General features: G+C 37.8%; 25 protein-coding genes. 7 read left to right on the forward strand and 18 right to left on the reverse strand.

Features of this window, described 5'->3' with window-relative positions; translation table 11 throughout:
• Positions 1-33: 33 nt before the first annotated feature.
• The 4 genes from N7931_RS01155 to N7931_RS01170 all read right to left on the reverse strand — a co-directional run bounded on the left by N7931_RS01155 (position 34) and on the right by N7931_RS01170 (position 4,317).
• A complete protein-coding gene (locus N7931_RS01155) occupies positions 34-789 on the reverse strand; it encodes a TIGR01458 family HAD-type hydrolase (RefSeq protein WP_262791410.1) in 756 nt (251 codons plus the stop codon).
• 99 nt (positions 790-888) lie between these two features.
• Positions 889-2,184 carry a lipid IV(A) 3-deoxy-D-manno-octulosonic acid transferase gene (gene waaA, locus N7931_RS01160; protein ID WP_316250556.1) on the reverse strand — a complete coding sequence of 432 codons (1,296 nt, stop codon included), beginning with the start codon at positions 2,182-2,184 and terminating at the stop codon, positions 889-891.
• Between the two features lie 102 nt (positions 2,185-2,286).
• Positions 2,287-3,723: a bifunctional D-glycero-beta-D-manno-heptose-7-phosphate kinase/D-glycero-beta-D-manno-heptose 1-phosphate adenylyltransferase HldE gene (gene hldE, locus N7931_RS01165; RefSeq protein WP_262791614.1), complete on the reverse strand. Its 1,437-nt coding sequence runs from the start codon at positions 3,721-3,723 to the stop codon at positions 2,287-2,289.
• Positions 3,724-3,735: 12 nt separating this feature from the next.
• Positions 3,736-4,317 carry an SIS domain-containing protein gene (locus N7931_RS01170; RefSeq protein WP_262791411.1) on the reverse strand — a complete coding sequence of 194 codons (582 nt, stop codon included), beginning with the start codon at positions 4,315-4,317 and terminating at the stop codon, positions 3,736-3,738.
• A 210-nt stretch (positions 4,318-4,527) separates the two neighbouring features.
• Here N7931_RS01170 and N7931_RS01175 point away from each other — a divergent pair, with 210 nt between their 5' ends.
• Positions 4,528-5,550, forward strand: a complete 1,023-nt coding sequence (locus tag N7931_RS01175; RefSeq protein ID WP_262791412.1) for a CDP-glycerol glycerophosphotransferase family protein — start codon at positions 4,528-4,530, stop codon at positions 5,548-5,550.
• 100 nt (positions 5,551-5,650) lie between these two features.
• Here N7931_RS01175 and N7931_RS01180 read toward each other — a convergent pair whose 3' ends face one another.
• Complete coding sequence (locus tag N7931_RS01180; protein WP_262791413.1) at positions 5,651-6,052, reverse strand: adenylyltransferase/cytidyltransferase family protein; 402 nt, start codon at positions 6,050-6,052, stop codon at positions 5,651-5,653.
• 188 nt (positions 6,053-6,240) lie between these two features.
• On the opposite strand from N7931_RS01180, the gene N7931_RS01185 reads away from it, so the two are divergent.
• The 3 genes from N7931_RS01185 to N7931_RS01195 are packed head-to-tail and all read left to right on the forward strand — an operon-like array spanning position 6,241 to position 8,411.
• Positions 6,241-6,657: an adenylyltransferase/cytidyltransferase family protein gene (locus N7931_RS01185; protein ID WP_262791414.1), complete on the forward strand. Its 417-nt coding sequence runs from the start codon at positions 6,241-6,243 to the stop codon at positions 6,655-6,657.
• A gap of 5 nt (positions 6,658-6,662) precedes the next feature.
• A complete protein-coding gene (locus N7931_RS01190) occupies positions 6,663-7,289 on the forward strand; it encodes a LicD family protein (RefSeq protein WP_262791415.1) in 627 nt (208 codons plus the stop codon).
• Positions 7,290-7,340: 51 nt separating this feature from the next.
• Entirely contained in the window at positions 7,341-8,411 is a 1,071-nt protein-coding gene (locus N7931_RS01195; RefSeq protein WP_262791416.1) for a CDP-glycerol glycerophosphotransferase family protein, read from the forward strand.
• Between the two features lie 48 nt (positions 8,412-8,459).
• Here N7931_RS01195 and N7931_RS01200 read toward each other — a convergent pair whose 3' ends face one another.
• Positions 8,460-9,581 (reverse strand): glycosyltransferase family 4 protein, encoded by a 1,122-nt coding sequence (locus N7931_RS01200; protein ID WP_262791417.1) that lies wholly within the window; start codon positions 9,579-9,581, stop codon positions 8,460-8,462.
• 144 nt (positions 9,582-9,725) lie between these two features.
• On the opposite strand from N7931_RS01200, the gene N7931_RS01205 reads away from it, so the two are divergent.
• The gene (locus tag N7931_RS01205; protein ID WP_262791418.1) at positions 9,726-10,814 is read left to right on the forward strand and encodes a glycosyltransferase; all 1,089 of its coding nucleotides are present in this window, start codon (positions 9,726-9,728) and stop codon (positions 10,812-10,814) included.
• 35 nt (positions 10,815-10,849) lie between these two features.
• Here the strand turns inward: N7931_RS01205 and N7931_RS01210 are convergent, their stop codons facing one another.
• Entirely contained in the window at positions 10,850-11,662 is an 813-nt protein-coding gene (locus N7931_RS01210) for a glycosyl transferase (protein ID WP_262791419.1), read from the reverse strand.
• A 52-nt stretch (positions 11,663-11,714) separates the two neighbouring features.
• Positions 11,715-12,575: an ATP-grasp fold amidoligase family protein gene (locus N7931_RS01215; RefSeq protein ID WP_262791420.1), complete on the reverse strand. Its 861-nt coding sequence runs from the start codon at positions 12,573-12,575 to the stop codon at positions 11,715-11,717.
• Between the two features lie 169 nt (positions 12,576-12,744).
• Here N7931_RS01215 and waaA (N7931_RS01220) point away from each other — a divergent pair, with 169 nt between their 5' ends.
• The gene (waaA, locus tag N7931_RS01220) at positions 12,745-14,073 is read left to right on the forward strand and encodes a lipid IV(A) 3-deoxy-D-manno-octulosonic acid transferase (protein ID WP_262791421.1); all 1,329 of its coding nucleotides are present in this window, start codon (positions 12,745-12,747) and stop codon (positions 14,071-14,073) included.
• 49 nt (positions 14,074-14,122) lie between these two features.
• Here waaA (N7931_RS01220) and N7931_RS01225 read toward each other — a convergent pair whose 3' ends face one another.
• The 7 genes from N7931_RS01225 to N7931_RS01255 form a co-directional block, all read right to left on the reverse strand.
• Positions 14,123-14,473 carry a DUF1801 domain-containing protein gene (locus N7931_RS01225; RefSeq protein WP_262791422.1) on the reverse strand — a complete coding sequence of 117 codons (351 nt, stop codon included), beginning with the start codon at positions 14,471-14,473 and terminating at the stop codon, positions 14,123-14,125.
• Positions 14,474-14,507: 34 nt separating this feature from the next.
• Positions 14,508-16,061, reverse strand: a complete 1,554-nt coding sequence (locus N7931_RS01230) for an ATP-binding protein (protein ID WP_262791423.1) — start codon at positions 16,059-16,061, stop codon at positions 14,508-14,510.
• A gap of 16 nt (positions 16,062-16,077) precedes the next feature.
• Complete coding sequence (locus N7931_RS01235) at positions 16,078-17,250, reverse strand: XylR family transcriptional regulator (protein ID WP_262791424.1); 1,173 nt, start codon at positions 17,248-17,250, stop codon at positions 16,078-16,080.
• A gap of 225 nt (positions 17,251-17,475) precedes the next feature.
• Complete coding sequence (locus N7931_RS01240; protein WP_262791425.1) at positions 17,476-18,069, reverse strand: rod shape-determining protein; 594 nt, start codon at positions 18,067-18,069, stop codon at positions 17,476-17,478.
• A 174-nt stretch (positions 18,070-18,243) separates the two neighbouring features.
• Positions 18,244-20,055, reverse strand: a complete 1,812-nt coding sequence (locus N7931_RS01245) for a TIGR03545 family protein (RefSeq protein ID WP_262791426.1) — start codon at positions 20,053-20,055, stop codon at positions 18,244-18,246.
• 2 nt (positions 20,056-20,057) lie between these two features.
• Positions 20,058-20,567, reverse strand: a complete 510-nt coding sequence (locus N7931_RS01250; protein ID WP_262791427.1) for a TIGR03546 family protein — start codon at positions 20,565-20,567, stop codon at positions 20,058-20,060.
• Positions 20,568-20,729: 162 nt separating this feature from the next.
• Complete coding sequence (locus tag N7931_RS01255; RefSeq protein WP_262791428.1) at positions 20,730-21,194, reverse strand: Lrp/AsnC family transcriptional regulator; 465 nt, start codon at positions 21,192-21,194, stop codon at positions 20,730-20,732.
• Positions 21,195-21,348: 154 nt separating this feature from the next.
• Here N7931_RS01255 and leuA point away from each other — a divergent pair, with 154 nt between their 5' ends.
• The gene (gene leuA, locus N7931_RS01260) at positions 21,349-23,043 is read left to right on the forward strand and encodes a 2-isopropylmalate synthase (protein WP_410369319.1); all 1,695 of its coding nucleotides are present in this window, start codon (positions 21,349-21,351) and stop codon (positions 23,041-23,043) included.
• A 172-nt stretch (positions 23,044-23,215) separates the two neighbouring features.
• Here the strand turns inward: leuA and N7931_RS01265 are convergent, their stop codons facing one another.
• The 3 genes from N7931_RS01265 to N7931_RS01275 all read right to left on the reverse strand — a co-directional run bounded on the left by N7931_RS01265 (position 23,216) and on the right by N7931_RS01275 (position 26,464).
• Positions 23,216-23,815 (reverse strand): nucleotidyltransferase family protein, encoded by a 600-nt coding sequence (locus N7931_RS01265; RefSeq protein ID WP_262791429.1) that lies wholly within the window; start codon positions 23,813-23,815, stop codon positions 23,216-23,218.
• 84 nt (positions 23,816-23,899) lie between these two features.
• Positions 23,900-25,492: an ABC-F family ATPase gene (locus N7931_RS01270; protein ID WP_262791430.1), complete on the reverse strand. Its 1,593-nt coding sequence runs from the start codon at positions 25,490-25,492 to the stop codon at positions 23,900-23,902.
• A 126-nt stretch (positions 25,493-25,618) separates the two neighbouring features.
• Complete coding sequence (locus N7931_RS01275; RefSeq protein WP_262791431.1) at positions 25,619-26,464, reverse strand: LysR family transcriptional regulator; 846 nt, start codon at positions 26,462-26,464, stop codon at positions 25,619-25,621.
• Between the last annotated feature and the right edge of the window lie 12 nt (positions 26,465-26,476).

The raw sequence follows: 26,476 nt of genomic DNA on the forward strand, positions 1-26,476 counted from the left end.
CTCACGTGACGAGATATGAAAAAATTAATTTTATCATATCTGCTCAAATAATTCGGCTACCGATTCAATGCAATAAGCAGCTTTTGGCAAGTGAGTTAAATCATCCGGTTGAAACTTACCTGTTTTCACCAAACAAGCGCCTAAACCGGCATCAAGAGCGCCACACACATCAGCTTTAACATCGTCGCCAATCATTAAACACTGCTCAGCTTTTAACCCGGTTGAAGCAACTACTTGAGCAAAAAAATGTTTATCCGGTTTACCCATAATAATCGGCTGTTTAGATGCAGCCCATGCAATGGCTTTAATAAAAGGTCCGGCGTCTAAAACTAATGCATCATCGGCTTTATAATATTTATTCATGCCAATTCCAATTAAAGGCGCACCTTGCTGACAAAGCTGAAATGCAACATTTAACGTTTGATAATTTAAATCATCTCCCGCATCACCCAATAACACACAATTAGGATCGGTTTGATTTATTTTGGCAAAATCGGTTTTAATTGCCTGATGAATCAAACAATAAGGACGTAACCCTTGCTGCTCTATATACTGTTTGGCTGCAATCGGCGCGGTAAATAATTCATCCGGCGAGAGTTGAAACCCCATGTTTTGTAAATCATCTAAAATGACATAACTGGGTTTACTAGCGGTATTGGTGACAAATCTCAGCTTTAAATTAAGGCTGCGGGCTTTTTTAACTGCGCTTAGAGCACCATTAATGACTTGATTGCCCTGATATAAAACACCACTTAAATCAAAAAAGATAGCTTTGAATGGAAAGCTCATTTGAGACCTCCTTGTTGGATAACAAAAAAGCAAATGGACTCATTTAACCTTAGCTGAAAGCTAAATTATTTTCGAGCGTAATTTAAAGCGGTGTAGGTTTTAAAACAGCGCAGGCTGAATTTTTTTAATCGCGGACAGCGTTTTTAAAGTCGCGCCTTGGTTGATCATAACGACTTCACTGGCGGCAACTGCAGCTTGTTGATATAAATTAGGATCAGACCATAATCGTAAAATCACTTCGGCTAATTCATTTGCATTATCTATTGTTGCTAAAGCTCGCTTATCCTGAAGCGCCTGACAAATATCCAAACAATTAACCTGATAAGGCCCCATAACTACAGGTTTGGCTAACGCTGCCGGTTCAAGCGGATTATGCCCACCACGATCAACCAAACTGCCACCTACAAACGCTATTTCAGCCAATGCATAAAATGACATCAGTTCGCCTAACGTATCCACTAACCAAACAGAATGTGTTGAACTAATCTCAGTTTGTTTGGTGCGGCTAACAAACTGAATATTTTGGCCGGTTAAATACTCAGCAACTTTATTAAATTGCTCGGGATGCCTAGGTACTAACACCAATAAAGCATCTGGCTTTTGCTTAACAATTTTCAAATGCGCATTAATCACTTGCTCATATTCGCCCGGATGAACACTTGCCCCAACCCAAATAGGCCGAGTTGCTGTAACCAGTTGAGTTAACTGACTTACCTTTGCCGCGATATCTGGATTAATTTGCAAATCAAATTTTAAATTACCGGTTACGCTGACTTTATTGGCCGATAGGCAGGAATAACGACTGGCGATTTGATCGCTCTGACAGCCAATCCAACTAAAGCAGCCAATCACAGGATTAAACAAAGCAGCTAACGATTGATAACGCTTAAACGACTTTTCAGATAAACGGGCATTAACCATCACCAAAGTAGTATTTTGTTTGTTAAGTGACAGTAGCCAATTTGGCCAAATTTCTACCTCGGTAAATACAGACAAACTTGGCGATAATTTTTTGCTGAATCTGCGGCTCGCGCCCCACACATCAATAGGTGCCATTAATTGAGTGACTTTTGAGCCAAATAAATGCTCAACTTGTGCTGCTCCGGTTGGCGTTGAGTTGGTGATCACAATAGTGTGTTTAGGGTAGGTATTTATTAATTGTTCAATCAGATTTTTAGCTGCGTTAACTTCGCCTAAAGAAGCGCAGTGAATATGAATACAGCCGTTAAAATTGCCACGAATAAACCCTAACCTTTGCCAAAATCCCTGACGGTAATCTTTACTTTTCAGCATTCGCCGCGCCAGATACAACAAAATAACCGGCAGCAATAAATAGCCGATAACAGAATAAAGCAATAAACTGAGTTTCGTTTTTAGCGACAACCGGTTAGTCAAAATAATTGTTAGCCCGCATGGTTAATAAGTTAATTTTAGCTGCGAATGAAGCATCATTAATGGTTAGAGACAATCCAGCATTAAGCAAAAAACCGCCGTTTATCAACCGCGGATTTTTTTAATTACATTGGTGGTAGAGCAGCCGTCAACAAACTCAATCACCACAACTTCACCGCCGTTTTGCTGAACAAATTCTGCGCCAACAATCGTATCTACAGTGTAATCGCCACCTTTAACCAATACATCCGGCTTAACCGCTTCAATTAATTTAAGTGGCGTATCGTCACCGGCTTCACCAAATGGAATCACCCAATCAACTGATTTTAATGCAGTCATCACCACAGCTCTTTGCTCAAGTGGGTTAACCGGTCTGTCTGGCCCTTTTAAGCGGCTAATACTCTCATCGGTATTTAAACCCAATACCAAACGATGACCTAGCGCTTTGGCTTTTTCTAAATAGGCGACATGGCCTGCGTGTAAAATATCAAAACAGCCATTGGTAAATACAATTTTTTCACCCGCTTGTTTCGCAAATTCAATATGCTGTAAAACATCGTCAAACGGGCATTGATAATGCAAACCTTGAGTTAATAATTGTTGATTAAATTTGGCGGCCAATTCTTCTGGTTTAACCGTTGCCGCGCCTAATTTAGCCACGACAATTCCAGCTGCGGTGTTAGCCATTTTAGCCGCATCAGCCAATGGTAAACCAACCGATAACATAACCGCTAATGTCGCAATCACAGTATCGCCTGCACCAGTTACATCACTCACTTCTAAAACTTCGGCTGGCATATCGGTTTTTTCTGTTTGAGAGATAGCAGACATGCCCTGTTCGCTACGAGTTAATAAAATAGAGTCGATTCCAGCGTCAGCAATCAGTTGGCGGGCAGATTGAGTAATGGTTTCTTCATTAGTAGTATTACCGCCAGCCAGTTTAAACTCGCCTAAATTTGGCGTAATCACGGTTGCACCGCGATAAAGATTCAAATCGCTTTGTTTAGGATCAACCAAAATAATTTTACCCGCCTGTTTAGCGGTTTGAATCATTTGAGAAATATGACCTAACGAGCCTTTGTTATAATCTGAAAAAATAACGGTTTGGTAATTATCTAACACAGCTTCAAATTTCTTTTGTAACTCGCCAGCTTGTTCAAGTTCAAAAGTTTCTTCAAAATCTAAACGCACAACTTGTTGATGGCGGCTTACCACACGTAATTTAGTAATAGTTGGTTTAGTATTTTGCTCAACCAACTCAGACTGAATATTTTCTTGTGCGAGTAATTGTTTTAAATGCTCACCGTTTTCATCATGACCAACAATACCTAACAAGCCAACTTTACCATCCAAGTGAGCGACATTTCGTGCAACGTTAGCCGCGCCACCAACTTTATCCTGAGTTTGAGTTATTTTAACAACAGGCACTGGTGCTTCTGGCGAAATCCGCTGTGAATCACCAATAAAATAGCGATCCAGCATAACATCACCCACCACCAAAATATTGGCTTTAGATAAACGCGAAAAAACCGATAAATCTATACTCACAGTTAATTAATCCTCAATTAAAAGCTCAAATGCTTCACACACCCAGTGCCCCATAAATAAATGCGCTTCTTGAATTCGGGCGGTTTCCGGATGGTTAACAATAATAGGGAGTTTGGCGATATCTTTAATCAGTCCGCCATCTCGACCGGTAAAAGCAACTGAATAAGCACCAATGTTGTTTGCCGCTTCTAATGCTAAATTGATATTTGGGCTTTTACCCGAGGTAGATAAACCAATCACCACATCTTTATCGGTACATAAAGCTTCAACCTGACGGCTAAATACAGTATCAAAACCAAAATCATTGGCATGTGCAGTTAAAATTGAGGTATCGGTTGTTAATGCAATAGAGGCTAAAGCGCGACGATTCTTTTTAAATCTAACCACAAATTCCGCAGCTAAATGCTGGCTGTCGGCTGCACTGCCGCCATTACCGCAAAATACAATTTTTCCACCATTGGCCAATGCTTGCTGGCATTTTTCAACTAAGGTTAATAACTCATCCTGATGAACTGATAAGGTTTTAAATAACTCAAGATGACTGGCAAGGTTTTGTTCAAAGCTGGTTTTAAGTACAGATTCAGACATAGCGGCACTCTTAGCATGGTAGCAAAACAGTAAAAATTAGATTGGCAAGAATACACCGGATTGAGTTTCGAGTGTAGTCATAACCGGTAAAAGCGTAAAGCAATTCAATTATTTGTCTAAAAAACATTCATAACAACAGGATAGTTTAATCTTATTGTAATCTGATAACTGTATGGCATTATACGCCACTCAAAGGAACGAGGAACAACCATGAAACACTACTTATTTTTTATCGCCCAAAACTATTCATTTGAAATACTTCGCCCGTTACAACAACAAATAATTAATAATGGTGACCAAGTATTATGGTTTGTTTATGGTAATAATGTGAATTTATCCCTATTTACCGACAACGAAACTTACACTCAGGATGCCGCCCAAGCTGTCGCTTTTAACCCTATAGCTTCGTTTGTACCCGGTAATATTATTCCTAACTTTATTCCCGGCTTAAAAGTTCAGGTTTTTCATGGTTTTGAATGGAAGAAAAAAGGTCATTTTGTGATTCGGGATTGTTTTGATCTGTATTGTACTCAAGGCCCGTTATTTACCGATAAATTTAACCAACTTGCTAAAAAACACCCTCATTTTGATGTAGTTGAAACCGGCTGGCCAAAACTTGATCCTTTATTTAAAACCAAAGCCATGCAAGTAAATTGCCCTGAACTGCCATGCATTTTATATGCGCCAACGTTTTCTCCTGCGCTCACCAGTGCGCCCGATTTATTTGATCAAATAGTGCATTTAAGCCACCAGCAAGACTGGCAATGGTTAATTAAATTTCACCCCAAAATGGATAAAACATGGGTAGATAAATTTAAGCATGCCGCACATGCCAAACTACAAATAGTAGAAGATGCAGCAATTTCCCCTGTATTGCATGCCGCCGATGTTATTTTATCGGATACTTCATCTATCATTACTGAGTTTATGTTACTGAGTAAACCGGCTGTTACTTATAAAAATGCTCAGCCAGAGCCTGAATTAATCGACTTTACTAATCCAAAGCAACTGTTAGAAAAATTAGAATATGCACTGAACTTAGAGCCAAGCGAATTGGCAAAAATTGATGCCTACACAGCCAAAATGCACCCATATCAAGATGGATTATCGTCAAAACGAATTTTAGCAGCAGTCGATAATATTGTTTTAAACGGTAAAAAAGCGCCTAAAAATAAGCCGTGGAATTTAATTCGTAATTTAAAAATGAGAAAAAAATTAGCGTATTGGAAATAATTTCTACCGCGTTAACTGGTTAATGAACAAGGTATTAAAGTGAACTTTAATACCTTAATTGCTTAGATGCTTTACTTAAAATGAGTTAATTTAGGTTGGATCATTCAGGTCTGGATTTGACTACTTCGATAATTTCAGTGGTTGAAATAGATGGTGTTCTTGGTAAATACACCACCTCACAGACATCTTTAAAACAATCAAACTTGCCAGCCCAGTCATCCCCCATCACTAACACATCTGCTTTATGTTCAATTAAATAATCTCGTTTTAAATCCAGTGAATGCTCAGCAAAAACTTGATCGACACATTTTAATGAGCTGATGATTTTCATTCTGTCAGCTTCACTATAAATAGGGTAACGCTGCTTTTTAGAAAAATTAAGCGCATCAGTCGACACCCCTACAATTAAATAATCGCCTAAAGCAGCAGCTCTTTCTAAAATATTAATATGGCCGACATGAAATACATCAAAAGTGCCGAAAGTAATGATACGTTTTTGCAAAAAACAACTCCGTTAAACCAGTTTGTGGCCTACATAAAAATTATAGTGTTTTATTTGTGCCTGATTGTATTTATACTAATGCATACATCAAAACTTGAAATTAAACCAAATTTCAAGACTATATCATGTTTCAAATAAAACCCAAATGCCGCATATTGGGTGTATAAAGTTATCAAGTGGGACAAACATTGAGTAAAATTATTGGTTATACGACTGGAGTCTTCGATCTATTTCATATTGGTCATTTAAATATTCTTCGTAGAGCAAAAATGGAATGCGACTACCTAATAGTTGGTGTAACAACTGATGAGCTTTCACTTAAACGCAAAAATAAAAAACCGATAGTTCCCTTTGAAGAACGCATGTCAATTGTGGAAGCTATCAAGTTTGTTGATGAAGTAGTCCCACAAACTGATATGGATAAATTCCATGCTTGGAATAATTTAAAGTTTGATCGTATGTTTGTTGGTAGTGACTGGAAAGGCACTGATGCATGGAATAAGTTAGAAGCAGAATTTGCCACAAAGGGTGTTGAAATTGTTTACTTCCCCTATACAGACCATACTTCCAGTACTTTTTTACGCTCAGTACTAGAAAAAATATAATCTCTATGGGTGGACAACATAAGCTCACAGGTAAAGTTGCAGAAAAAGCGCTCAGGATGCTTTCAGATGTCACATTCACTTTATCAAAACATAAAATAAATTATTGCTTGGAAGGAGGGACACTTCTAGGCATAGTCAGGGAAAATAGATTATTACCATGGGATGATGACCTTGATATCACCATAACTGAACATCAAATCCCTAATCTAGAGAATGCTCTCAAATCTCTACCGCGAAAATACAGAGTACGAAAACGTTTCTACTTTACCAATCATAAAGCGATAAAATCAGGTAATTTACGTTTAATCCGAATCAGCAATAGAAAATGGTATTTTTTAAAAGGCAAAGTCCGTATGGATATATTTGTTAAATATCAGGATGATAACGACTATTATTGGACTGTAGGCAGTAAAAAACACTATGTTATAAAAAGCGTCCCCAAAGATTATTATGACAACCTCACGCAATACCCTTTTAATGGAAAATCATATTCAGTTCCCAAAAATTATAAAAATTACCTGACGTTAAGATATAGTAATTGGCAACAACAGGTAAAAAAATGGAATTGCTTATCAGGGAATAACATAATCTTATCTCATAAAAATAAACACCATGGAGCGGCAATAAAGTAATTATATTAAAATTACTCCGATAAACCATATAATTAAATCAAAGCAAACCACATGAATATAATTTTTGATACGCTTAATATTTATTACTTGCCACAATATATTCCTATTTCAATTGCTTTGAAGCAAGCTGGGCATAATTGCACATTTGTTTGCTACCAAAGTAAAAACGATGAACAGCAATTCAGTTCTATTTTGAAACAAGTTAACTGCCCTGTGAAGTGGGTTAATGATGAAGCTCAAGCAACCAACTATTATTTGCAAGCGAAAGCAGATTGGATATTTTTTGGGAATGCATTTAATGAGTTATCGAAAATCCACCAAGTATCAAAAACAGTACAGCTTGGACATGGTGTAGGCCCAAAACCCAGTTATTATCATAAATCCAGAACACCTATGACGGTGCGCTTTATCGAAGGCACAAAACGTTTAGAAAAAATTAAAGAACTTTACCCCAAAGATAATTTTGTTCAGGTAGGATTTTCAAAGCTCGATCCGTTATTTAATGGCACTGAAACAGGATTTAATTTAACTGCACTAGGGCTTGATCCAACTAAAAAAACCATTTTATATGCGCCAACATTTAACCCCAGCTCTCTGGAACGCTTTCCTAATGACTGGCCACAAGATTTTGCAGATTACAATATTTTAATCAAACCCCATACATTTACCTATACTAGGCAGCAGTACCACAAACAACGAAAAAAGTTAGCAGCTTGGGAAAAATTTAATAACACTTATGTTGCTAAACCAGAAGACATATCTTTATTACCCTTTATGGCAAATGCGGATATTTTGTTAAGTGAAGCTTCTTCAACCTTATTTGAATTTGTTGCCTTAGATAAACCAGTGATTGTTTGTGACTTCTACCAATTAAAATGGTCTTATAGAGGTATTTTCAAATACCGGTTTGAAAAAAGATTTGGCAAAGATAATGTTATTTATCAAGATATTGGTTGCCATGTGAAGTCTTACAAATCTTTAAAGCATGCTGTTCATGATGAACTTTCAAACCCTAAAACTTATCAAGAAAACAGAAAAACATATACTCATGAGCATATAGGGCCAACTGATGGCAAGACATCTAGCAGAATAGTTGCTTATCTGGAACAATTTACTGAATAGTTGTTGTATCACTATGTTTAGATTTAAACACCGTCAAAATTAGTGATATCAATGTTGAAAAACAGAAGAAGCCAAAGTATTTTTTTGCAGGTTAAGATAAATATCGACCAAAGCTTTAGCTTCTTGCTCTATTTGATAATGTTGTAACACCGTCTCTTGGGCGTTCAGAGCCATTTGTTCAATTAAATCAGGGTTAAACATTAATTTGCTTAATGCCTGCTGCACTTTAACTTGGGTATTGTCTTCTAATAAATAGCCGTTTTGTCCGTTTTGAATAATATCCGGCCATGCACCGGCTTTACTGGCAACTACAGCACAACCGCTGCTCATTGCTTCAAGCACAGTTAAGCCAAAACCTTCATTATCACTTAATGCAGTTACAATTGAGCAAGCTTGAAATAGCTTAGGTAACAACTCAAATGGTTGCTCACCTAAAAATAGAATTCGACGCTCAAGTCCAGCTTGTTCAATTTCTTGTTTGAGCTGTTTAACCAAGTCTACATCATCTATTGCGCCACAAATTATGCAAGAATATCCCGAAGATGTTTTGAATAGCTCAATACAAGCGCGAACTAAAAGGTGAACGCCTTTTTGTTTTCTAACCCGACCAAATATGCCAATCAGCTGATCTTGCGGTAAATTTAACGCAGTTTTAATTTCTGATTTATCCGCAGCAGGCGTAAATTTATTGCTGTCGACCCCATGTGGCACAATTGCAGCTGGAGTAAAACGTAAATAGGCTGCTGCGTAACTACAAGTAGAAATCACAGCATCCATCTTCCCCATTAACCAACAAGTAAACTTGGAGTGCTGGCGCTGCGCGGTTGAGGTAAATAAAATCTTTATTTTTGCGCCAAAGATATATTTGAGCAATAAAGCTTGAATCATTTCATCGTTGCGTCTGGCATGAAACACTCTAAATAGTCCGTTTGGTAGCGGTTTATTACATAAGATAGCGGCTTGCCAAAAGCTAATATACGGCGTATTAGCATCAAGATGATGTTTACCCATGACCGCTAAATTAATTATTTTTTGTTGATGCTGACAGGTTTGCAGCATAGTTGAAGTCACGCCTGAAAATTTAGGATTTGAGTTACCTAGAATCAATTCAACCGCGTTTAACTTATCAGGCAGGGAAATGAATTTGGATAATAATTGAGTTAATATCACAAGTGCAAACCTTATCCCCGAGAGACCCACATTTAAATGCGATTAGTTTGCCTTTAATTTATGACAGTTTAATTTAGCTGTCATAAATTAAAGGCAAAGTGGCTATTATTAAATTTAGATTCAAAAAATAATAATTTGCATTAAATGGCAGCTAACTTATCGCCCTCTCATTCTGGGCTTAAAATATTTCATGTACTTTTTTCAAGAGGGTTTGCAGGTTCCGAGCGCTCAACGGCTGAGTCCTGTAATCAACAATGTCAGCAACATGACGTGACTTTAATCATACGCACTGGCCATACCAAAAATGGCGCAAGTATCCGCCCACATCTTGATCCCAAGGTTAAAGTAATTGAAATCAGCAATAAATGGTTTACCCGCTGGCGCTTAAATAAACTCATTAAACAATATAAGCCGGATATTATTCATTGCCACCTGCGTCGCTCAACCCGAGTGATTAGTAAAATAAATCCGCCAGTTGCCAGTGTTTCTACCTTGCATATAAGAGTAAACGGGCAAGGTTTTAACAAAATGACCGGTTTAATCTGCAATGCCCGCTGGCAAATTAAAGAGATAGAAAACACTTACTCAGGTTTAATATTTAAAGCCAACAATTCGCTGGTACCGCACCCTCCAATTAGCCAACAACAAAAAGCTGAGCTTAGACAAAGTTTAGGGTTAAACGATAACGATTATTTAATTGCTGCGGTGGGTCGTTATCACGCCAGTAAAGCATGGGACACATTAATAAAAGCATTTAAACAAGTGCCAACAGCTGCCAATGTTAAACTTAAATTTTTTGGCTCAGGCAGTTTAGAAAACGAGCTTAAACATCTGGCAAAAGGCGATCCCCGAATTGAGTTTGTCGGATTCAGAAAAGATATTAAAGACTTATACCAATGTTTTGATTTATTGGTTTGTCCGAGCCGGTTTGAGCCGTTACCCAGAGTCATGTTAGAAGCTTATGATGGCGGCGTACCTATCATTGCCTCAGATGAAGGCGGCTGCAAAGAATTAATTGAAGATTACGGCGGTTATTTATTTAAAGTCGATAATATCGACCAACTAAGCGAACAACTTAAATTTTGCATTGAACAAAAACCGGCCAGATATAAACCGGATTTAACGGCTCATTATGTGACTAACGCCAATGCTCAAATAGTTGAGTTTTATCATCAATGTATCGCGGCTAAATCAGCCGAGCTATCAGCCAAAGCAATCATTAAAGCGCTTTAACCGCTTTAATGATTTAAAATTAAGCTTTAGGTGGATTACTTCCAATGTTGCTCAACCCACTTAGTTGGCAAAATATAATGCCTTAAATGGGTTAATAAACTGCCTTGTCTTTCGCCTTTTAAGCCCGCTTTAATATGTGCTTTAGGTGTCAGGTGTGGGCCATGTCTGAAATGATAAACGCCATCAATTGCATCCTGCGGCCCCAATGTACCCGGAAAAATCACAATTTTAGATGACTGACTCAATTTAGGCTGTAAAAAATAATTCAGTGGAAATGGTCTGCGGCAATTTCGTCTAAAATGTTTCACCCAACTTTTCGGCCAAAGTTTAATCCCACCCGGTGCATTTCGGGTAACAAACCTTTGCTCATAACCATATTTTTCAGCAATGGCTAATGGGTCTTTTGAAAACATTTCAAGTAGCGGCGCAAGTTTACCAACCGGCGCACGATAAACCGAGGTCTGCCCTAATCGCTCTAGCGGATTAGACGGGTTATACGCCAAAATCACATCATCTGCCTCACCATATTCAAAAAACGCATCTAAGTTACCGGTAATGACTAAATCTAAATCCAAAAATAAAAAAGGGCCTTCTAAATCAGCCAGTTGTTTATTCCATAAACGGCTTTTTGGCCAAATTCCCCGTTTAGTTTTTGGAATTTCAAAATTAAGTTCAGGCAAAGGATGGCACTCAACTTCGGGTCTAACTCCGCTATCATCATCACAAAAACAAACAAACCGAAAAGGTGGAGTAATGTTACGCTCAACCATATTGTATAAACGGTTAATATAAAGTGGACCGTATTTTTTACCCCAGTGAATACATACAATTTGTTTTTTAATCATCATTTTTTACAACCATGTCGAGTTCTATCGCTAAAATACAAGTTAAATATTTCAATCAATTGACGGACTTCCATAACTGTCCCCATTCTTTATCATAATGCGCCGGTTTAAATCGCCGAAAGCCAGAGCCATGCGCAAAAGTGAGCTCACCAAAATAAATTTTGCCATCAAAATTATATAAATCGACCCTGACATAATCAAAATCAGCAGCCAGTTGTTTGGCAACCCACACCATTTCATCGTAGTTGTCGAGTTTTGCTAACGGTTTGTTTTTACTTTTGGTTTTAATGCTTAGGTTGATTAATTGTTTAGCAGAATCGTAAATACTGCGGTGGTGATCACCATCTCTGTCATAATCCACCTGCAAAAAAAACTCTATATCATCGCCCTGATTAAACATGTGAAATTTATAATCTGACGGCAACTCACCAGACGAGGTTTGTAATAACGACTCAACCATAATTTTAGGTTTAATGGCTGAATACCAAGGCTCGTCTCTTAAAATGCCTGTATCTTTTAATAAAGATTTTTTGATTCGGCCTATCACATTGTTTTTATCAAATTGCCCGTTTCGGTAAATATAAACGCCACCGGAATCATGGGTCGTTTTAATCACAAACTGATCACCATATTGTTGGTAGTTAAGCTGTTCGGGCTGTTCTACCACATCAATTAAGGGTACTAAATACTGCTCGCCAACCTTTGTTTTAACATATTCTCTAACCGCAAATTTATCGGCACAAATACTGTACAAAGGTTGATTACCAAAAAATTTTCTGTGCTGAATTTTTTCGCTAAATGTTTTTGGGTGCGCAATATTCGGCCAATATTTATGCTTTTTTAAAAAACGACATTGAGTTTTAAAAATACGCCATCTTTTATACAGCGATACCGCCTGCGAATTATCTGTTTGCATAAACAACCTAGTGCTTGGTTAAAACAGTCCGGTTAAAACGGATATGACAATGCCGTCAAAAATACTTCATCTTTATTTCACCTAAATGACACCCTCTGAGAATAAATTAAGCCCAGTTGTCTGGTACGAATAAACAACAGAAAAATAGATAAGCAAATAGAGAAATGTTATGACTCATTTTATCTACAATCAATTGATGCGAGTTTTATTACCCTTTATGCTGCTGCGCTTAAAGCGAAAATCGCGTAAGCAGGCTGAATATGGCTTTAGGTGGGATGAGCGACTGGCTAAAAAAACATTAAATATAAAATCGGGCGGAGCGTTATTTCATTTAGCTTCATTAGGTGAAACCATAGCGGCAACCCCGGTGATAAAAGCTTTTATGCAAAAGTACCCAACTACTCCAGTCACTATTACCAGCACAACCCCTACCGGCTCTGAGCAAATTAAAAAAACCTTTGGCGATACCGTTACGCATTGCTATATGCCATTTGATTTACCCATTATTCAGCGCCGCTTTATTAATCAAATTAAACCTGCCATTTTAGTTTTAATGGAAACTGAACTGTGGCCAAATTTAATTCACCATACCAAACGCCAAGGCGGCAGAATTGTTGTGATGAATGCCAGATTATCTGAGCGTAGCGCTAAAGGTTATCAAAAATTGGCTAAGTTAACACAGGCAATGATGCGCAACATTCATTTAATTTGTGCTCAATTTGAGCAAGATGCTAAACGTTTTGAACACTTAGGTTGCAACCCCAAAAAATTAAAAGTCACAGGTAATATTAAGTTTGATACTCAAGCTAATCCAAAGCTTAAACAAGCTGCGCTTGAGTTAGCTAAAAACTGGCAACTCACTAATCGTCCAGTTTGGCTGGCAGCCAGCACCCACTGCGGTGAAGAAGAACAAATTTTAGCCGCCCATAAACAAGTTTTATTATTTCATCCAGATGCTTTATTAATTTTAGTACCGCGTCACCCTGAGCGATTTGAGCCAGTTTATCAATTAAGTAGCAATACATTTAAAACTCAAAAACGCAGTGAATTAACCGCAAACTCACCGCTAAGCACTCATACTCAGGTTATTTTAGGTAACTCTTTGGGCGAAATGGATATGTATATTGGCCTAGCTAATTTTGTATTTGTAGGCGGTAGTTTAGTTGAACGAGGCGGCCATAATCCGTTTGAAGCCGCTTGCCAGCAAAAAGCGATTATCACTGGCCAACATTTATTTAATTTTGCCGACAGCTATCAAATATTACGAGAGCAACAAGCAGTACAACAAGTGAATAATGAGCACGAATTAGCCATTCAAGTAAAACATTTAATTGAAGATTCAGATTATAAAAATAGACTTGCGCTCAACGCATATAATTGTCAAAAACAATTTCAGGGTGCACAGCAACTTAGCTTACAACTGATTAGCCAACAATTTAAACTGGCTCAACGTGAAAAACGTTCACTAAAAATACTTCAACCTGCATTCAGAAATTAAGCGCCTAACAAAGGTAAGTGCTTAAGAGTATGGTAACGCATTGCCATACTCAGGCGGCTTTTAGCTGATGATTGGATAACGGCTGGTCTATCGGCAGACGAATTTCACGGTTGCCGATAAACTCAAATGAGTCTGGATATAGCTCACGAAATGTTTCAATTAATAACGACTGGCAATTAAAAAATAAAGAGACAAACTCGGGATGCTTAATTTTCCAATCAATTCGCACCGCACTGCCTTGTTTACAAAGATAACTCAGTTCATTCCACTTTAAACTTTCTATCACTTTTCCTAGATTATCTTCAGCTGCAACTTGATAAATTAATGCTTTAAGTTCGGCGATTTTTTGTTTTGCCGCAGGCGGATATTGTTTTGTTTTATCATCAAACAACGCACTCATCTTCGGCTCGAAATTTTATCTATCTGTAGAGCTATCACAGTGGTAATCTGAGTTTAAACTCACTGCCACTACCAAGCTGACTGTTCACTAAAATTTCACCACCTAATAAATTAGCAAATTTTTGACTAATCGCCAGCCCAAGTCCTGTGCCACTAAATTGTTTAACATTAGCGTTGTCTGTGTGTTTTTTCCCTTGATTGACTTGTCTGAACTCATCAAAAATTTCAGCTAATTTGTCTTGTGCAATCCCGCAGCCTGTATCTTTAACACTAATAAAAAAATCTGTCTGATCACAAAAATAATCAATGCTAATGGTTCCATTACTGGTAAATTTACAAGCATTGCTTAATAAATTAATCACAATTTGAGCCAGCATAGCTTTATCTGTTTCAATAAATAGTTCTGTGGTATTTTGCGGCCCAACCAATAAATTCTGGCGTATGTCCAACAGCGGGGTAATTGAGTCAATTGCATTTTCAATCAAAGGCTTAACTTCCACCACTGAGATTTTTACATCCATTTTTCCGGCTTCAACTTTGGATAAATCTAAAATATCATTAATTAACGTTAATAATCGCTCAGCACTTACCTGAACCTTATTTAAATCCGCGGAATGCTGGTCCATTCCATCCAATTCAAGCTCTTCTTTAACCAAATCAATATAGCCGATAATGGCTTGAATCGGCGTTCTTAATTCGTGGGTGATATTCGCTAAAAATACCGATTTATGGCGTGATGCGGTTAATGCAGCATCACGCGCTTTAACCAGCTCTTGGGTTCTCATTGCAACTTGCTGCTCAAGCTGTTCGCTGTGTTTACGCAAGGTTTCTTCATTTTCATCCAGCGCTCTAATCATCTCATTATAAGCTTGCGCCATTTTTTTAACTTCTTTGGTGCCTTCTTCTTTAGATAATAAATGCATGCCGGTATGTTTGGATTCTGTCATTAAATCTGCCAGCCGGTAAATTGGCTGAGTAAAACGGTTTATCGTGACATTGATCAGGCCAACCAAAAATAATGAAATCGCGATACCAATTGCAAATGTCATAAAAAAAATATCTAACTTAGCCTGATTTAAGGTTTTTTTACTGATTTTAATCACCACAGTGCCAATTTGCTGATAAGGCGGCTGAGCTTTAACGTTAGCGTCCAGTTGCTCTAAATAAACTGGTTTGGAAAATATAAAACACTGCTTATCTTCAAATTTTTTAATATCCGGCAGGTCAGATAACGGCGCAAGATTATGATTAATAAAATGCTCAGGGATATTTTTATTCGCAAAAACTAACCCTTTATTATCTAAAATCGCAGACCCTTCTACCGAGTTTTGCGATACAGCATGCTCCACTAAACGGCGGGCATGGGCGAACTGATGATTATATAAACTGCTTTGTGCCAGCTCAGCTAAGCTTTCAACTTTTTCCAGCGCATCGGCAGTAATTAACTCTCTTAATTTTTGGTTGGTTAACCATGCAGTTAATAAACTACCAACCAAATTTAATATCACCACCCCCAAAATAATAACAGTTAATAACTGGCGGCGAATACTGACATCAGAACCTAATAACTTATAAAAGAATTTACTCAATGCAACACCTGCAAGGTTAACCAAATTTTTCTCGGTACTGACTAGGTGTGAGCTGAGTTTGCTTTTTAAATACCATAATCATGTACTGAACTGTATTGTAACCTGTTTTTTCAGATATTTCGGTTAAGGTCATATTGGTTTGTAATAATAGTTGTTTCACTTTCGCCAATTGCACTTTGACTATTTCTTGGTGAATCGAGCTGTTTAAATGCTGGCGAAAACGATTCTCAACATTTGCTCTGGATAATTTTAAGTGGCGTAATACATGAGTTGCCTGAATGCCATCACAGGCATGCTGTTTAATATATTCTATTGCATTTTTAACAACCGAATCTGAAACCGAAAAATGGTCAGTAGAGGCATTTTGCACTATCCCAATTGGCTCAACTACCTGCACCATGGGTTCTACCGGTTCACCTTTTAATTGTTGATCAAGTAACTGAGCTGCTAAAAACCCCATATATTCACTACCCTGACGCACACTGCTGAGCCGGTTACCGGTTAAAACGTTAACAATGTCATCGTCATCTACTCCTAAAATAGCAACCTGATCAGGAATTTTAAGCTCAGCGCTACGGCATGCTTCAATTAATTGTCTGGCGCGGGTATCTGTCGCCGCTAAAATAGCAACAGGTTTAGGCAGTTGAACCAGCCATTCTTCTAGCTTGTTCATCGCTTTTGTCCAGTTTTTATAACTGCTTAAAAAACCACGATAAGTATGTGCACTTGGCGCATCTGCCGACAATTGTTTTTGCCAATAAACAAAAGACTCTTCACGCTCTCTTGACCACTGATTACCACTGCGATCAGGCACACCATAAAATGCCATATTGCGATAACCCAAAGACAAAAAGTGCTCGACTGCTAATTTAGCAATGGTATGGTTATTGGTTGCAACATAAGGAATGCCTTGAGGATATTTTTGTTGATCTAAGTACGAACCGCCAATGCCAACAGCCTTAACTGACTGACTTTTAACATACTCAATAATGTTAGGATCATCAAAATCAGCAATAATACCATCACCTTTCCATGACTTAATTTTTTCAAGGTGAATTAAATAATCTTCTTCCAGATATAAATCCCAACCGATTCCCTGTTGAATATAACGGGCAATGCCGGAGATAATTTTTCTGTCGTAAGCTTTACTGGCATTAAATAAAATCGCGATGCGTTTCTTTTTTCTCATCTTGGCAACATCTAGTCAGAACTTAACATAACAAACCTGAGCAACAAGCCGGACAACAAGTTAGTTATAAGTTAAAATTTTGTTTATCATACCAGTTGTTTAAATAATAGAAAATGTAATTTAATTATAATTTATTGTTTTTGAAAAAGCTGAGTTAGAATCAAGCGATGGGAATTAGGGCTGTTAAAATAACACCCCATAAACTTGCAGTAATAAAATAAATTATTATTTATCGAAGAGCCAAATCGCCATAACAACTATGACTAGATAAAAAACGAATACTCCTGAACTTGCTAATATTGAGCCAGAAGAAATATTCTGTTGGTCTGAAACGCCTTCATCATTAAGCTCGTTAAATTTGATATTTGACGTGATTAGAGCAGATCCGGTATGCAGTTTTACTGCACTAGCTCCAGCACCCAAAGCCAACTCACGAAAAGTTCGCTGCTCAATTATTGTTAACCCACCTTCTATTTTTTCCATCGGATGGATAATTAGTTTAGGTCTAGGGCGAATCCATTTTGTGTTACTCAAATTCTTGATAGCGTGTTGTAACAGTTTCTCTCCAACGTAAAAGTCAGAGAATAAAACTCTAGGGTGAGAAAACGGATTAACAGCTACTTCATCATGCTTAAGACTCTGACTTGCTTTTTTCCCTACTCCAGAAATTTTTTTCTCACCTTTGTCTGTAGTTTTAATCACAACAATAGGGACATCATTAAACGATATACCTTTCGTTACATCGGTTACTTTAAGTTGATTTTCCCAAATTTGTACATAAATTACCGGAGCAAACCTTGAGAGCAATTTTGTAAACATTCACTTGAGCCTTCTAACCCCCTACCAAACATAAGGGCGCACTAACGTTACTGTAAAGGTATTAAATTGTAGGTCGCCTTTTAAGGCGAAAAGAAGCTTTTTTGTGCTAAAGCACGACCTGAAAAAACTAATATAACGCCAGCTTAACCAAAATCAAACTGGCGTGGTGGGTACTTATTTACCAAATAGGCCTTTTAATTTATCACCTACTTCGTCTTTTACCTTGTCTTTAGCTTTTTCTTTTTCACGATCAACAGCAGATTTAAGCTGAGTATTGAGCAAGTTATCTAAAGTGCCATCGGCATCATTTAACCATGCATCTAAATTAGCTATTTCACCGGCTTGCTCATTGCTTAATTTTAAGCTGCTGGCTACTTTTTCGCTTAACTTAGTTTGCAAATCAGCTTTAAACTCGGTTAGTTTTGCATCAACCTGTTGAGTAATACTGCCTTTAATAATTTCATCCACTTGCGAATGAAGCTGCCAGTTAGGCGACATAACATTACCCGTTAAATCTATCTCTGCCGGAATTTTGCCTGCATCATTTAATGCCTGCACAATTTTTTGCTGCCAGCCTTTGCTTGCATTAGTAATAAACTCTGGATCAACTAAATTCAGTTTTAATACCGCATCAATATCAAAATTATTGAGTTTAAATTGACCATCAGCAAATAATTTAGCGGCAACCAGTGATAACGCAGATTGAGCTGCCTGCTCAACCGTTTCACCTGCTTCTGCGCTTTGAGTTTGTCCAATTTGTAGTTGCTCAAGTAACCATTTACCTTCACTTAATAAGTTACCGTCTTTCGCTTTAAAGAAGTCAATTTTACCGCTAATTGAGCCATTTCCTTTTAATTGATTTGAGCTAACTTCAATTAAACTGGCTTGGTTGCGTTTCCAATGCTGCATATTAATTTCAGATAAGTTTAAGCTAAACTGACCTTGCGCGGTTTTAACACTGACTAACCCTTTTTCAATTAACCAGTCTGGCTGTGGAGCTTGTTCGGTAAAATGAATAAACTGACCAACATCCACAATGGCTTCTTCATCTTCTGCTGCGGCTTTATCCGATTGCAAAAACGGTTTAAGCATCTGATAAATATCCATCCCTTGATTATAATATTCGCGGCCTTTTTCGCCAAAGATAATATGGGCAACATCTTCTGCTTCAAAACTGTCTAATTGATATTTAGTTTTAACTGCTTGCCAATCTTGATCCGGTGCTTGTTTTAATTCAGTCACTGCTAAAGTGATATTGTCTTTACTGGTTTTAAGCTGATCTTTAGCCTGAGACAGTTGAGTTTTATCAGCTTTAATTTCTTTTTTCAGCTCATCTAACTGAGCTTTTAATTTAACCAGATCTTGTGGTGTTTCAATTTTAGTATCCTGAATTTCTTTAACTTTTTGTTTATAAAACTCAAGCTTTTGTTCATCCGGCAAGTTGTCTTTTAATTGGCTGAGTTGTGTTTTTTCGGTGTTATAAACCTGCTCTAATTGCTCGGCTTTTTTAACGGTAATTAAATTTGAGTTTTGTAAAAGCTGTTGAATATCCGGTAATTCAACCTCTTTTACTTTAGCAACGGTTTCGTCCAACGAGCCTTTACCATCATCAGCAGAGCGATAGACATCCCCTTTGCTGGCTCTTTTTGCACCAAACTCAAGTTCAGCTAAGGTTAAGTCTTCAACTATGACTTTACCCAATAAATATTGCCATAAGTTAACTTGCGCTTTAGCTTGTTTAAACTGCATGGCGTTAAACTCAGGTGCATTTGGGTCGGTTGCCTGAAACTCAACAATATCAACAGTAAAAGGAGACCAGTTAACATTAACCTCTTTAACATTAACTTCGGCGCCTAAATACCAGCCACCACCCTGTTCGATACCGGTTTTAATTAACCAGCCTGCAAACACATAAATAAACCCGGCAATTAATGCCAAAAATAAAATTAAGCCTAATAAACCTTGCCAACGTAAATACTTTTTCATTATTAAGCTCCTTGCAACTGGTTGTAAAGTTTATAAATTTTTGATGCCTTTAAAGTTTGCACAATACGGAATTTAAGCACATAAGTCATAATGTGAGTGCGGTATTCGGCAATTAAATAATTTAATAAAAACACCAGCGGGAAAAATAAAATAAGACAAACCACTAACGATCCTAACGTGCTGGTGTGGTGAAAATGCGCTAAACGCATAAAAGTAGATTGATACAATGCATCCCACATACCAGCAAGGGATGGCATAGTTAATAAGTAATGACCTAAGCTGGCAAATAAAGGCGCAAATAATAACCCTAAAATGCTAAAAACTGTCCAACCGACAAAAAAAGCGCCTAAATGCACTCTAACTAAAAATGCCAGTAACAAAACAACTAAGTTGTGCAAACTAAGCATAGGAGTTAAACCAATAATCATCCCAAGTGCAATCGCATAACTAATTTGCTTGGGGGAGTTTTCAGAATTAAGCGCAATAAACAGCTTGGCTAATAAAGTTAACATATTAAATTCCCTGTATTTAATTAATAAGATAAGCCTAATCGAAATTGAGCTTTAATTAAATTTAAATCTTTGTGATATTTCACATTTGCTTTTAATTAACCTGAGGTGCGTATAAGAAGTATTGAAGTAAATTTTTCAACTATTGGATTAAAGAAAGCTAAATCAATAAATTGGCAAAGCTGAACTTTTAACCGGAGATTTAAGCACAAATGATGAGTGCACACCGGTAACCCCCTCAATTCGGGTGAGTTTGTTTAATAAAAAATCCTGAAAATCGTCCATATCTTTAACAATTACTTTAAGTAAATAATCTGCGCTTTGTCCGGTAATTAAATGACATTCTAGCACTTGCGGTAGTTCCGCTATGGTTTTTTCAAACAAATCAAAACGCTCTGGCGTATGTTTATCCATACTAATCTGTATAAAAGACAATAAAGTTAACCCTAATGCTCTGGCATTAACCAAAGCAACATAACCGTCAATTAAGCCAGCTTCTTCTAATTGACGTACCCGTCTGAGGCAAGGTGATGGCGATAAATTAATGGCATCGGCGAGTTCCTGATTAGAAATTCGGCCTTGCTTTTGAATTGTTTGCAAAATCAGTTTATCGTATTTATCGAGTTCCATTTTCATCTCTTAGTGAAATTTTATTTCACTATAACAAAATAATAAGAAATATTATTGCGCATTCATTATCATATTCCAAGATCTTAGCAATCATTCACCTGATAAAACCTGTATTATAATGGTCAGTCACTTTAATTACGTCACGGAGCAAATAATGATCAACAATCCGGCAAGCAAATATCAAAGATTTGTAGGGGTAAATTTACCCGACCGCCAATGGCCAAATAATTTTATTGAAAAACCACCTATTTGGATGAGCACAGACTTACGTGACGGTAATCAAGCCCTGATTGATCCAATGTCAATTGAAACCAAATTACGCTTTTTTAAAGAGTTGGTTGCAATGGGCTTTAAAGAAATTGAAGTTGGTTTTCCGTCTGCTTCGCAAATTGATTTTGATTTTGTCCGTTTATTAATCGAAGAAAATCATATTCCTGACGATGTAACCATTGAAGTATTAGTACAGGCTCGTTTTGAATTAATTGAACGTACAGTTGAAAGTTTACGTGGCGCTAAACAAGCTATTTTACACATGTACAATCCGCTTGCGCCTGCGTTTCGTGAAATTGTTTACCGCACGGATAAAGCCGGTGTTAAAAATATTGCGATTCAGGGCACTCAATGGGTTAAAGAATTAACCGCTACCGCACCAGAAGTTAACTGGACATATCAGTATTCGCCGGAAGTATTTTCAAGCACTGAAATTGAATTTGCAAAAGAAGTTTGTGATGCAGTAAATGATGTATGGCAACCAACCGTTAATAATAAAATGATTATTAACTTACCGGCGACAGTTGAAATGAATACCCCAAATACTTACGCCGACCAAATTGAATGGATGCACAGAAACTTAAATAACCGTGAAGCGATTATTTTAAGCGTGCATCCGCATAACGACAGAGGCACAGCCGTTGCCGCCGCAGAACTTGCGGTTATGGCTGGCGCAGACCGAGTTGAAGGTTGTTTATTTGGTAATGGTGAACGCACAGGTAATGTGGATTTAGTTACACTTGCCCTTAATTTATATTCGCAAGGTGTGCATCCGGGTTTGGACTTTTCAGATATTGATAAAGTCAGAAGATTGGTTGAAGAATGTAATCAGATTCCAGTTCATCCACGTCACCCTTATGCCGGTGAGTTAGTATTTACTGCGTTTTCAGGTTCGCATCAGGATGCCATTAAAAAAGGTTTAGCAGTACAAGATAAAAATGGATTATGGCAAGTACCTTATTTGCCAATTGATCCGGCTGATTTAAACCGAAGTTACGATGCAGTTGTGCGCGTAAACAGTCAATCCGGTAAAGGCGGCGTAAGCTTTTTGCTTGAGCAGCAAGCAGGTATTCAATTGCCACGTAAATTACAAATTGAATTTAGTAAAATTGTGCAAACCGTTAACGACAGCCGTGGTAAAGAAATTACCGGCAGCGAGATTGTTGAGTTGTTTAATCAGGAATATTTAACCAAAAATGAACCGGTAAAATATGTCAGCAATCATGTCACTGATTATTCAGACAGCCAGCAACAAGTGCAAATTGCGTTTGAGCATCAAGGTAAAACCACAGAAGTCATCGGCATGGGAAATGGCCCAATTGATGCCGCAGCCCATGCGTTAAGCCAATATTCTGGTTTACCTATTGAGGTCATTGATTACCACGAGCATTCAATTGGCTCTGGCTCTGGCGTTAAAGCTATCTGTTATATTGAGCTTAAAATTGCAGGCCGTAATACACATTTTGGTGTTGCTCAACACAGCAATATTACAACGGCTGCAATTCAGGCTTTAATTAATGGTCTAAACCGTACTTTGGAAAAAACTCAGCAAACACAAGCTGAAATAACCGAAGCTTAATTGCTTTAAAACATCGCTTTAGCATACAAAATAACAGCCCGCACTCATTTGAGCTGCGGGCTTTTTTTATGCATCTAACCGCAGGGTTATCAAAAATAACAAGCAAAGAATGTAAGGAATGTAAAGTTCTTCCATTGAGCTATTTATATTGTGTCCGGCTAAACCAAACCAGTTACCAGTCCTCAACCGTCAATTTTGGCCACTGCATTTTCCACCTATCTGCTTTTTCTTGATAAATTTTTTGATTGACCAATATTTTATTGGGTCTGACTCTGAGTGATAACATATCTTGAAATCCATAAGGCGCAATAAACTCGATCTGCCCGTTTTGCATTCTCATTGCCATGCAAGCACCAAGCACGGGCCAACTTGCAATTGACTCTTGTATACTCACATACGGTTTTTTGGCGATACCAAACCGATCTTCGTACCATAAATGCACACGCGCAATATTTTTGACATCCCACTCAATATTTAAATTTGGTAACGATTTAGCAAGTAAATCTATATAGTGATTTTCACTTTCCCAGCTAAGATCCAAATCATCCCAATATAAAATATCTATATCTTTTACAAAACGGTTTTTCTCAAATCCGTGCTGCATGTTCCAAACATTTTGAAAGATGATACCCGCCCCCACCCAAGCATTAGGTAAGGCATTTATGCAATCTAAAATCTGAGGTATACCATTAATTGTCATTACAAACTCAGATAATAGCTTGGTTTGCTCTTGCAATGGTAAGTGCTGTGCTGTTAATAATTCCATTTTCATCTTGCAACTTTAAAATGCGCCAAAACAAAAAAGCCAGCTAACTTTAACATTAGCTGGCTTTTTAGCAGTAAACTTAAGAGGATTTTATTTAACTTCTTTAGTTTTTAAATACTCTTCATAAGTACCGGCAAAATCGACAATCCCATTTTCAGTGACTTCTAAAATACGGGTTGCAATTGATGATACAAATTCGCGGTCATGCGAGATAAAAAATACAGTACCTTCAAATTGCTCTAGCGCCATATTAAGTGACTCAATTGACTCCATATCCAAGTGGTTAGTTGGTTCGTCCATCATAATGATATTGGGTTTATGCATCATAATTTTACCGAACAACATACGCCCTTGTTCACCACCTGAAATCACTTTAACGGATTTTTTAATATCATCGGCTGAGAATAATAAACGGCCTAAATAGCCACGCACAGCTTGCTCATCATCGCCTTCTTGTTTCCATTGATTCATCCAGTCAAATAAAGTCATATCTTGTTCAAAATCAGCGGAGTGATCTTGTGCATAATAACCAAAGTGAGTATTTTCAGACCATTTAACTTCGCCACTGTCGGCTTCTAAATCCCCAATTAAGGTACGCATTAAGGTAGTTTTACCCGCACCGTTCTGACCAATAATCGCTATTTTTTCGCCTACTTCGGCCATAAAACTAAAGTTTTTGAAAACAGGACCTTCATCAAACCCTTTGCTTAAATCCGTGACTTCAATTGCATTTCTAAATAAAGGTTTAGCTTGAGTAAAACGAATAAACGGATTAACTCGGCTTGATGCTTTAACTTCTGCCAATTCAATTTTTTCAATTTGTTTAGCGCGTGATGTTGCTTGTTTTGCTTTTGATGCGTTGGCAGAAAAGCGGCTAACGAAAGTTTGTAATTCAGCAATTTGTGCTTTTTTCTTAGCGTTGTCAGATAATAAACGTTCGCGAGCTTGAGTCGCAGCAGTCATGTACTCATCATAATTACCCGGATAAACACGCAATTCACCATAATCTAAATCGGCCATGTGGGTACAAACTGAGTTTAAAAAGTGGCGGTCATGCGAAATAATAATCATGGTAGATTTACGCGCATTTAATGTATCTTCAAGCCAGCGAATGGTGTCAATATCCAAGTTGTTGGTTGGTTCGTCGAGTAATAAAATATCCGGATCAGAAAACAACGCTTGTGCTAGTAAAACACGTAATTTCCAGCCCGGTGCAACTTCCGACATTAAGCCATAATGCTGCTCAAGCGGAATGCCAACAGCCAATAATAATTCGCCCGCTTTTGATTCTGCTGAGTAGCCGTCCATTTCAGCAAATTCAGTTTCTAAATCAGCTACTTTCATGCCGTCTTCTTCACTCATTTCCGGCAGGCTATAAATGCGATCACGTTCAGCTTTAATTTGCCAAAGCTCTTTGTGTCCCATCACCACGGTATCAATAACTGTGTATTTTTCAAACGCGAATTGATCCTGATTCAACTTACCTAAACGCTCATCCACATCAATTGAAACATTACCAGCGCTAGGCTCTAGCTCGCCACTTAAAATTTTCATAAAAGTAGATTTACCACAGCCGTTAGCACCGATTAAACCGTAGCGGTTGCCGTTACCAAATTTAACTGAGATATTTTCAAATAAAGGCTTAGCACCAAATTGCATGGTGATATTTGCAGTTGTAATCAAAACAGACTCTCTTAGGAATAAATACCAGATAAAGCCAAATTGGCTAAATAAAACGGTTGGCTAACAAAATTAGCGCAGATTCTACAGAGTCAGCCAACAGATTACCAATGATATAACCATCAAATTTTATACTTGCCAGTATTCGCTTTTGTTTACACTGACCTTTAAACAAGCCAGCGCTTGCTCAAAATAAACCGAATGTTCACCTTTTCGGTACAAAGCATAAATCGGGTAAGTAAATTCTGGTGCGCCAGTGACTTTTTCCAGCACACCTTGCGCTAAATAATGTGAAACCACTCGGGTTCTAAAATAGCCATTACCACCATTTTTTAGCATAATTTTAAGCGCCAAAGGCCCTAAATTAAATGACATCGCGGCCTGCCTTTGTTGCGGCAGAGAAGCATCAAACTGGCGTTTAAACTCGCTGCCCCAGTCAATAAATAAATCAGGCTTGGTGCGATTTGGCACTTGTACATGAATTAATTTTTCTTCGGCAAGTTGCTCAACTACAAAACCAGAATAATAATTCGGACAATGTAGTAAAACGATATCTAATTGATTTTGTTCAAGCGCGGTAATTAAAGTTTCGGTTTCACCCACTTGTGAATAAATATTTAATTTAGGCTCCGCTGCGCCAATTGTTTCAATCCAATCCACCATGAGCGGATTCCACAAGCTATGCTCTGTGGCAATGCGAATACTGGCTTGCTGATTTTCTGGTAAATTAACTGCCTGTTTGGCCTGCTCCCAAGTTTGCACTAAATTAAGTGCAAACCCGGCAAAGCGCTCCCCATCCTGAGTCAGCTTTGCACCGGCACGGTTACGAATAAAAAGCGCTTTTCCCAGCGCATCTTCCAAAGCTTTAACTCTAGCAGTAACAGTAGTTTGCGTTACATTAAGGCGTTGAGCCGCTTCGTTAAAAGTGCCGGAACTCATAATTTCCAAAAAAGTTTTAGCTAGCTCAATATCCATAAAACCCCATTT

The organism is Catenovulum sp. 2E275 (genome assembly GCF_025515275.1).
GTDB lineage: Bacteria > Pseudomonadota > Gammaproteobacteria > Enterobacterales > Alteromonadaceae > Catenovulum.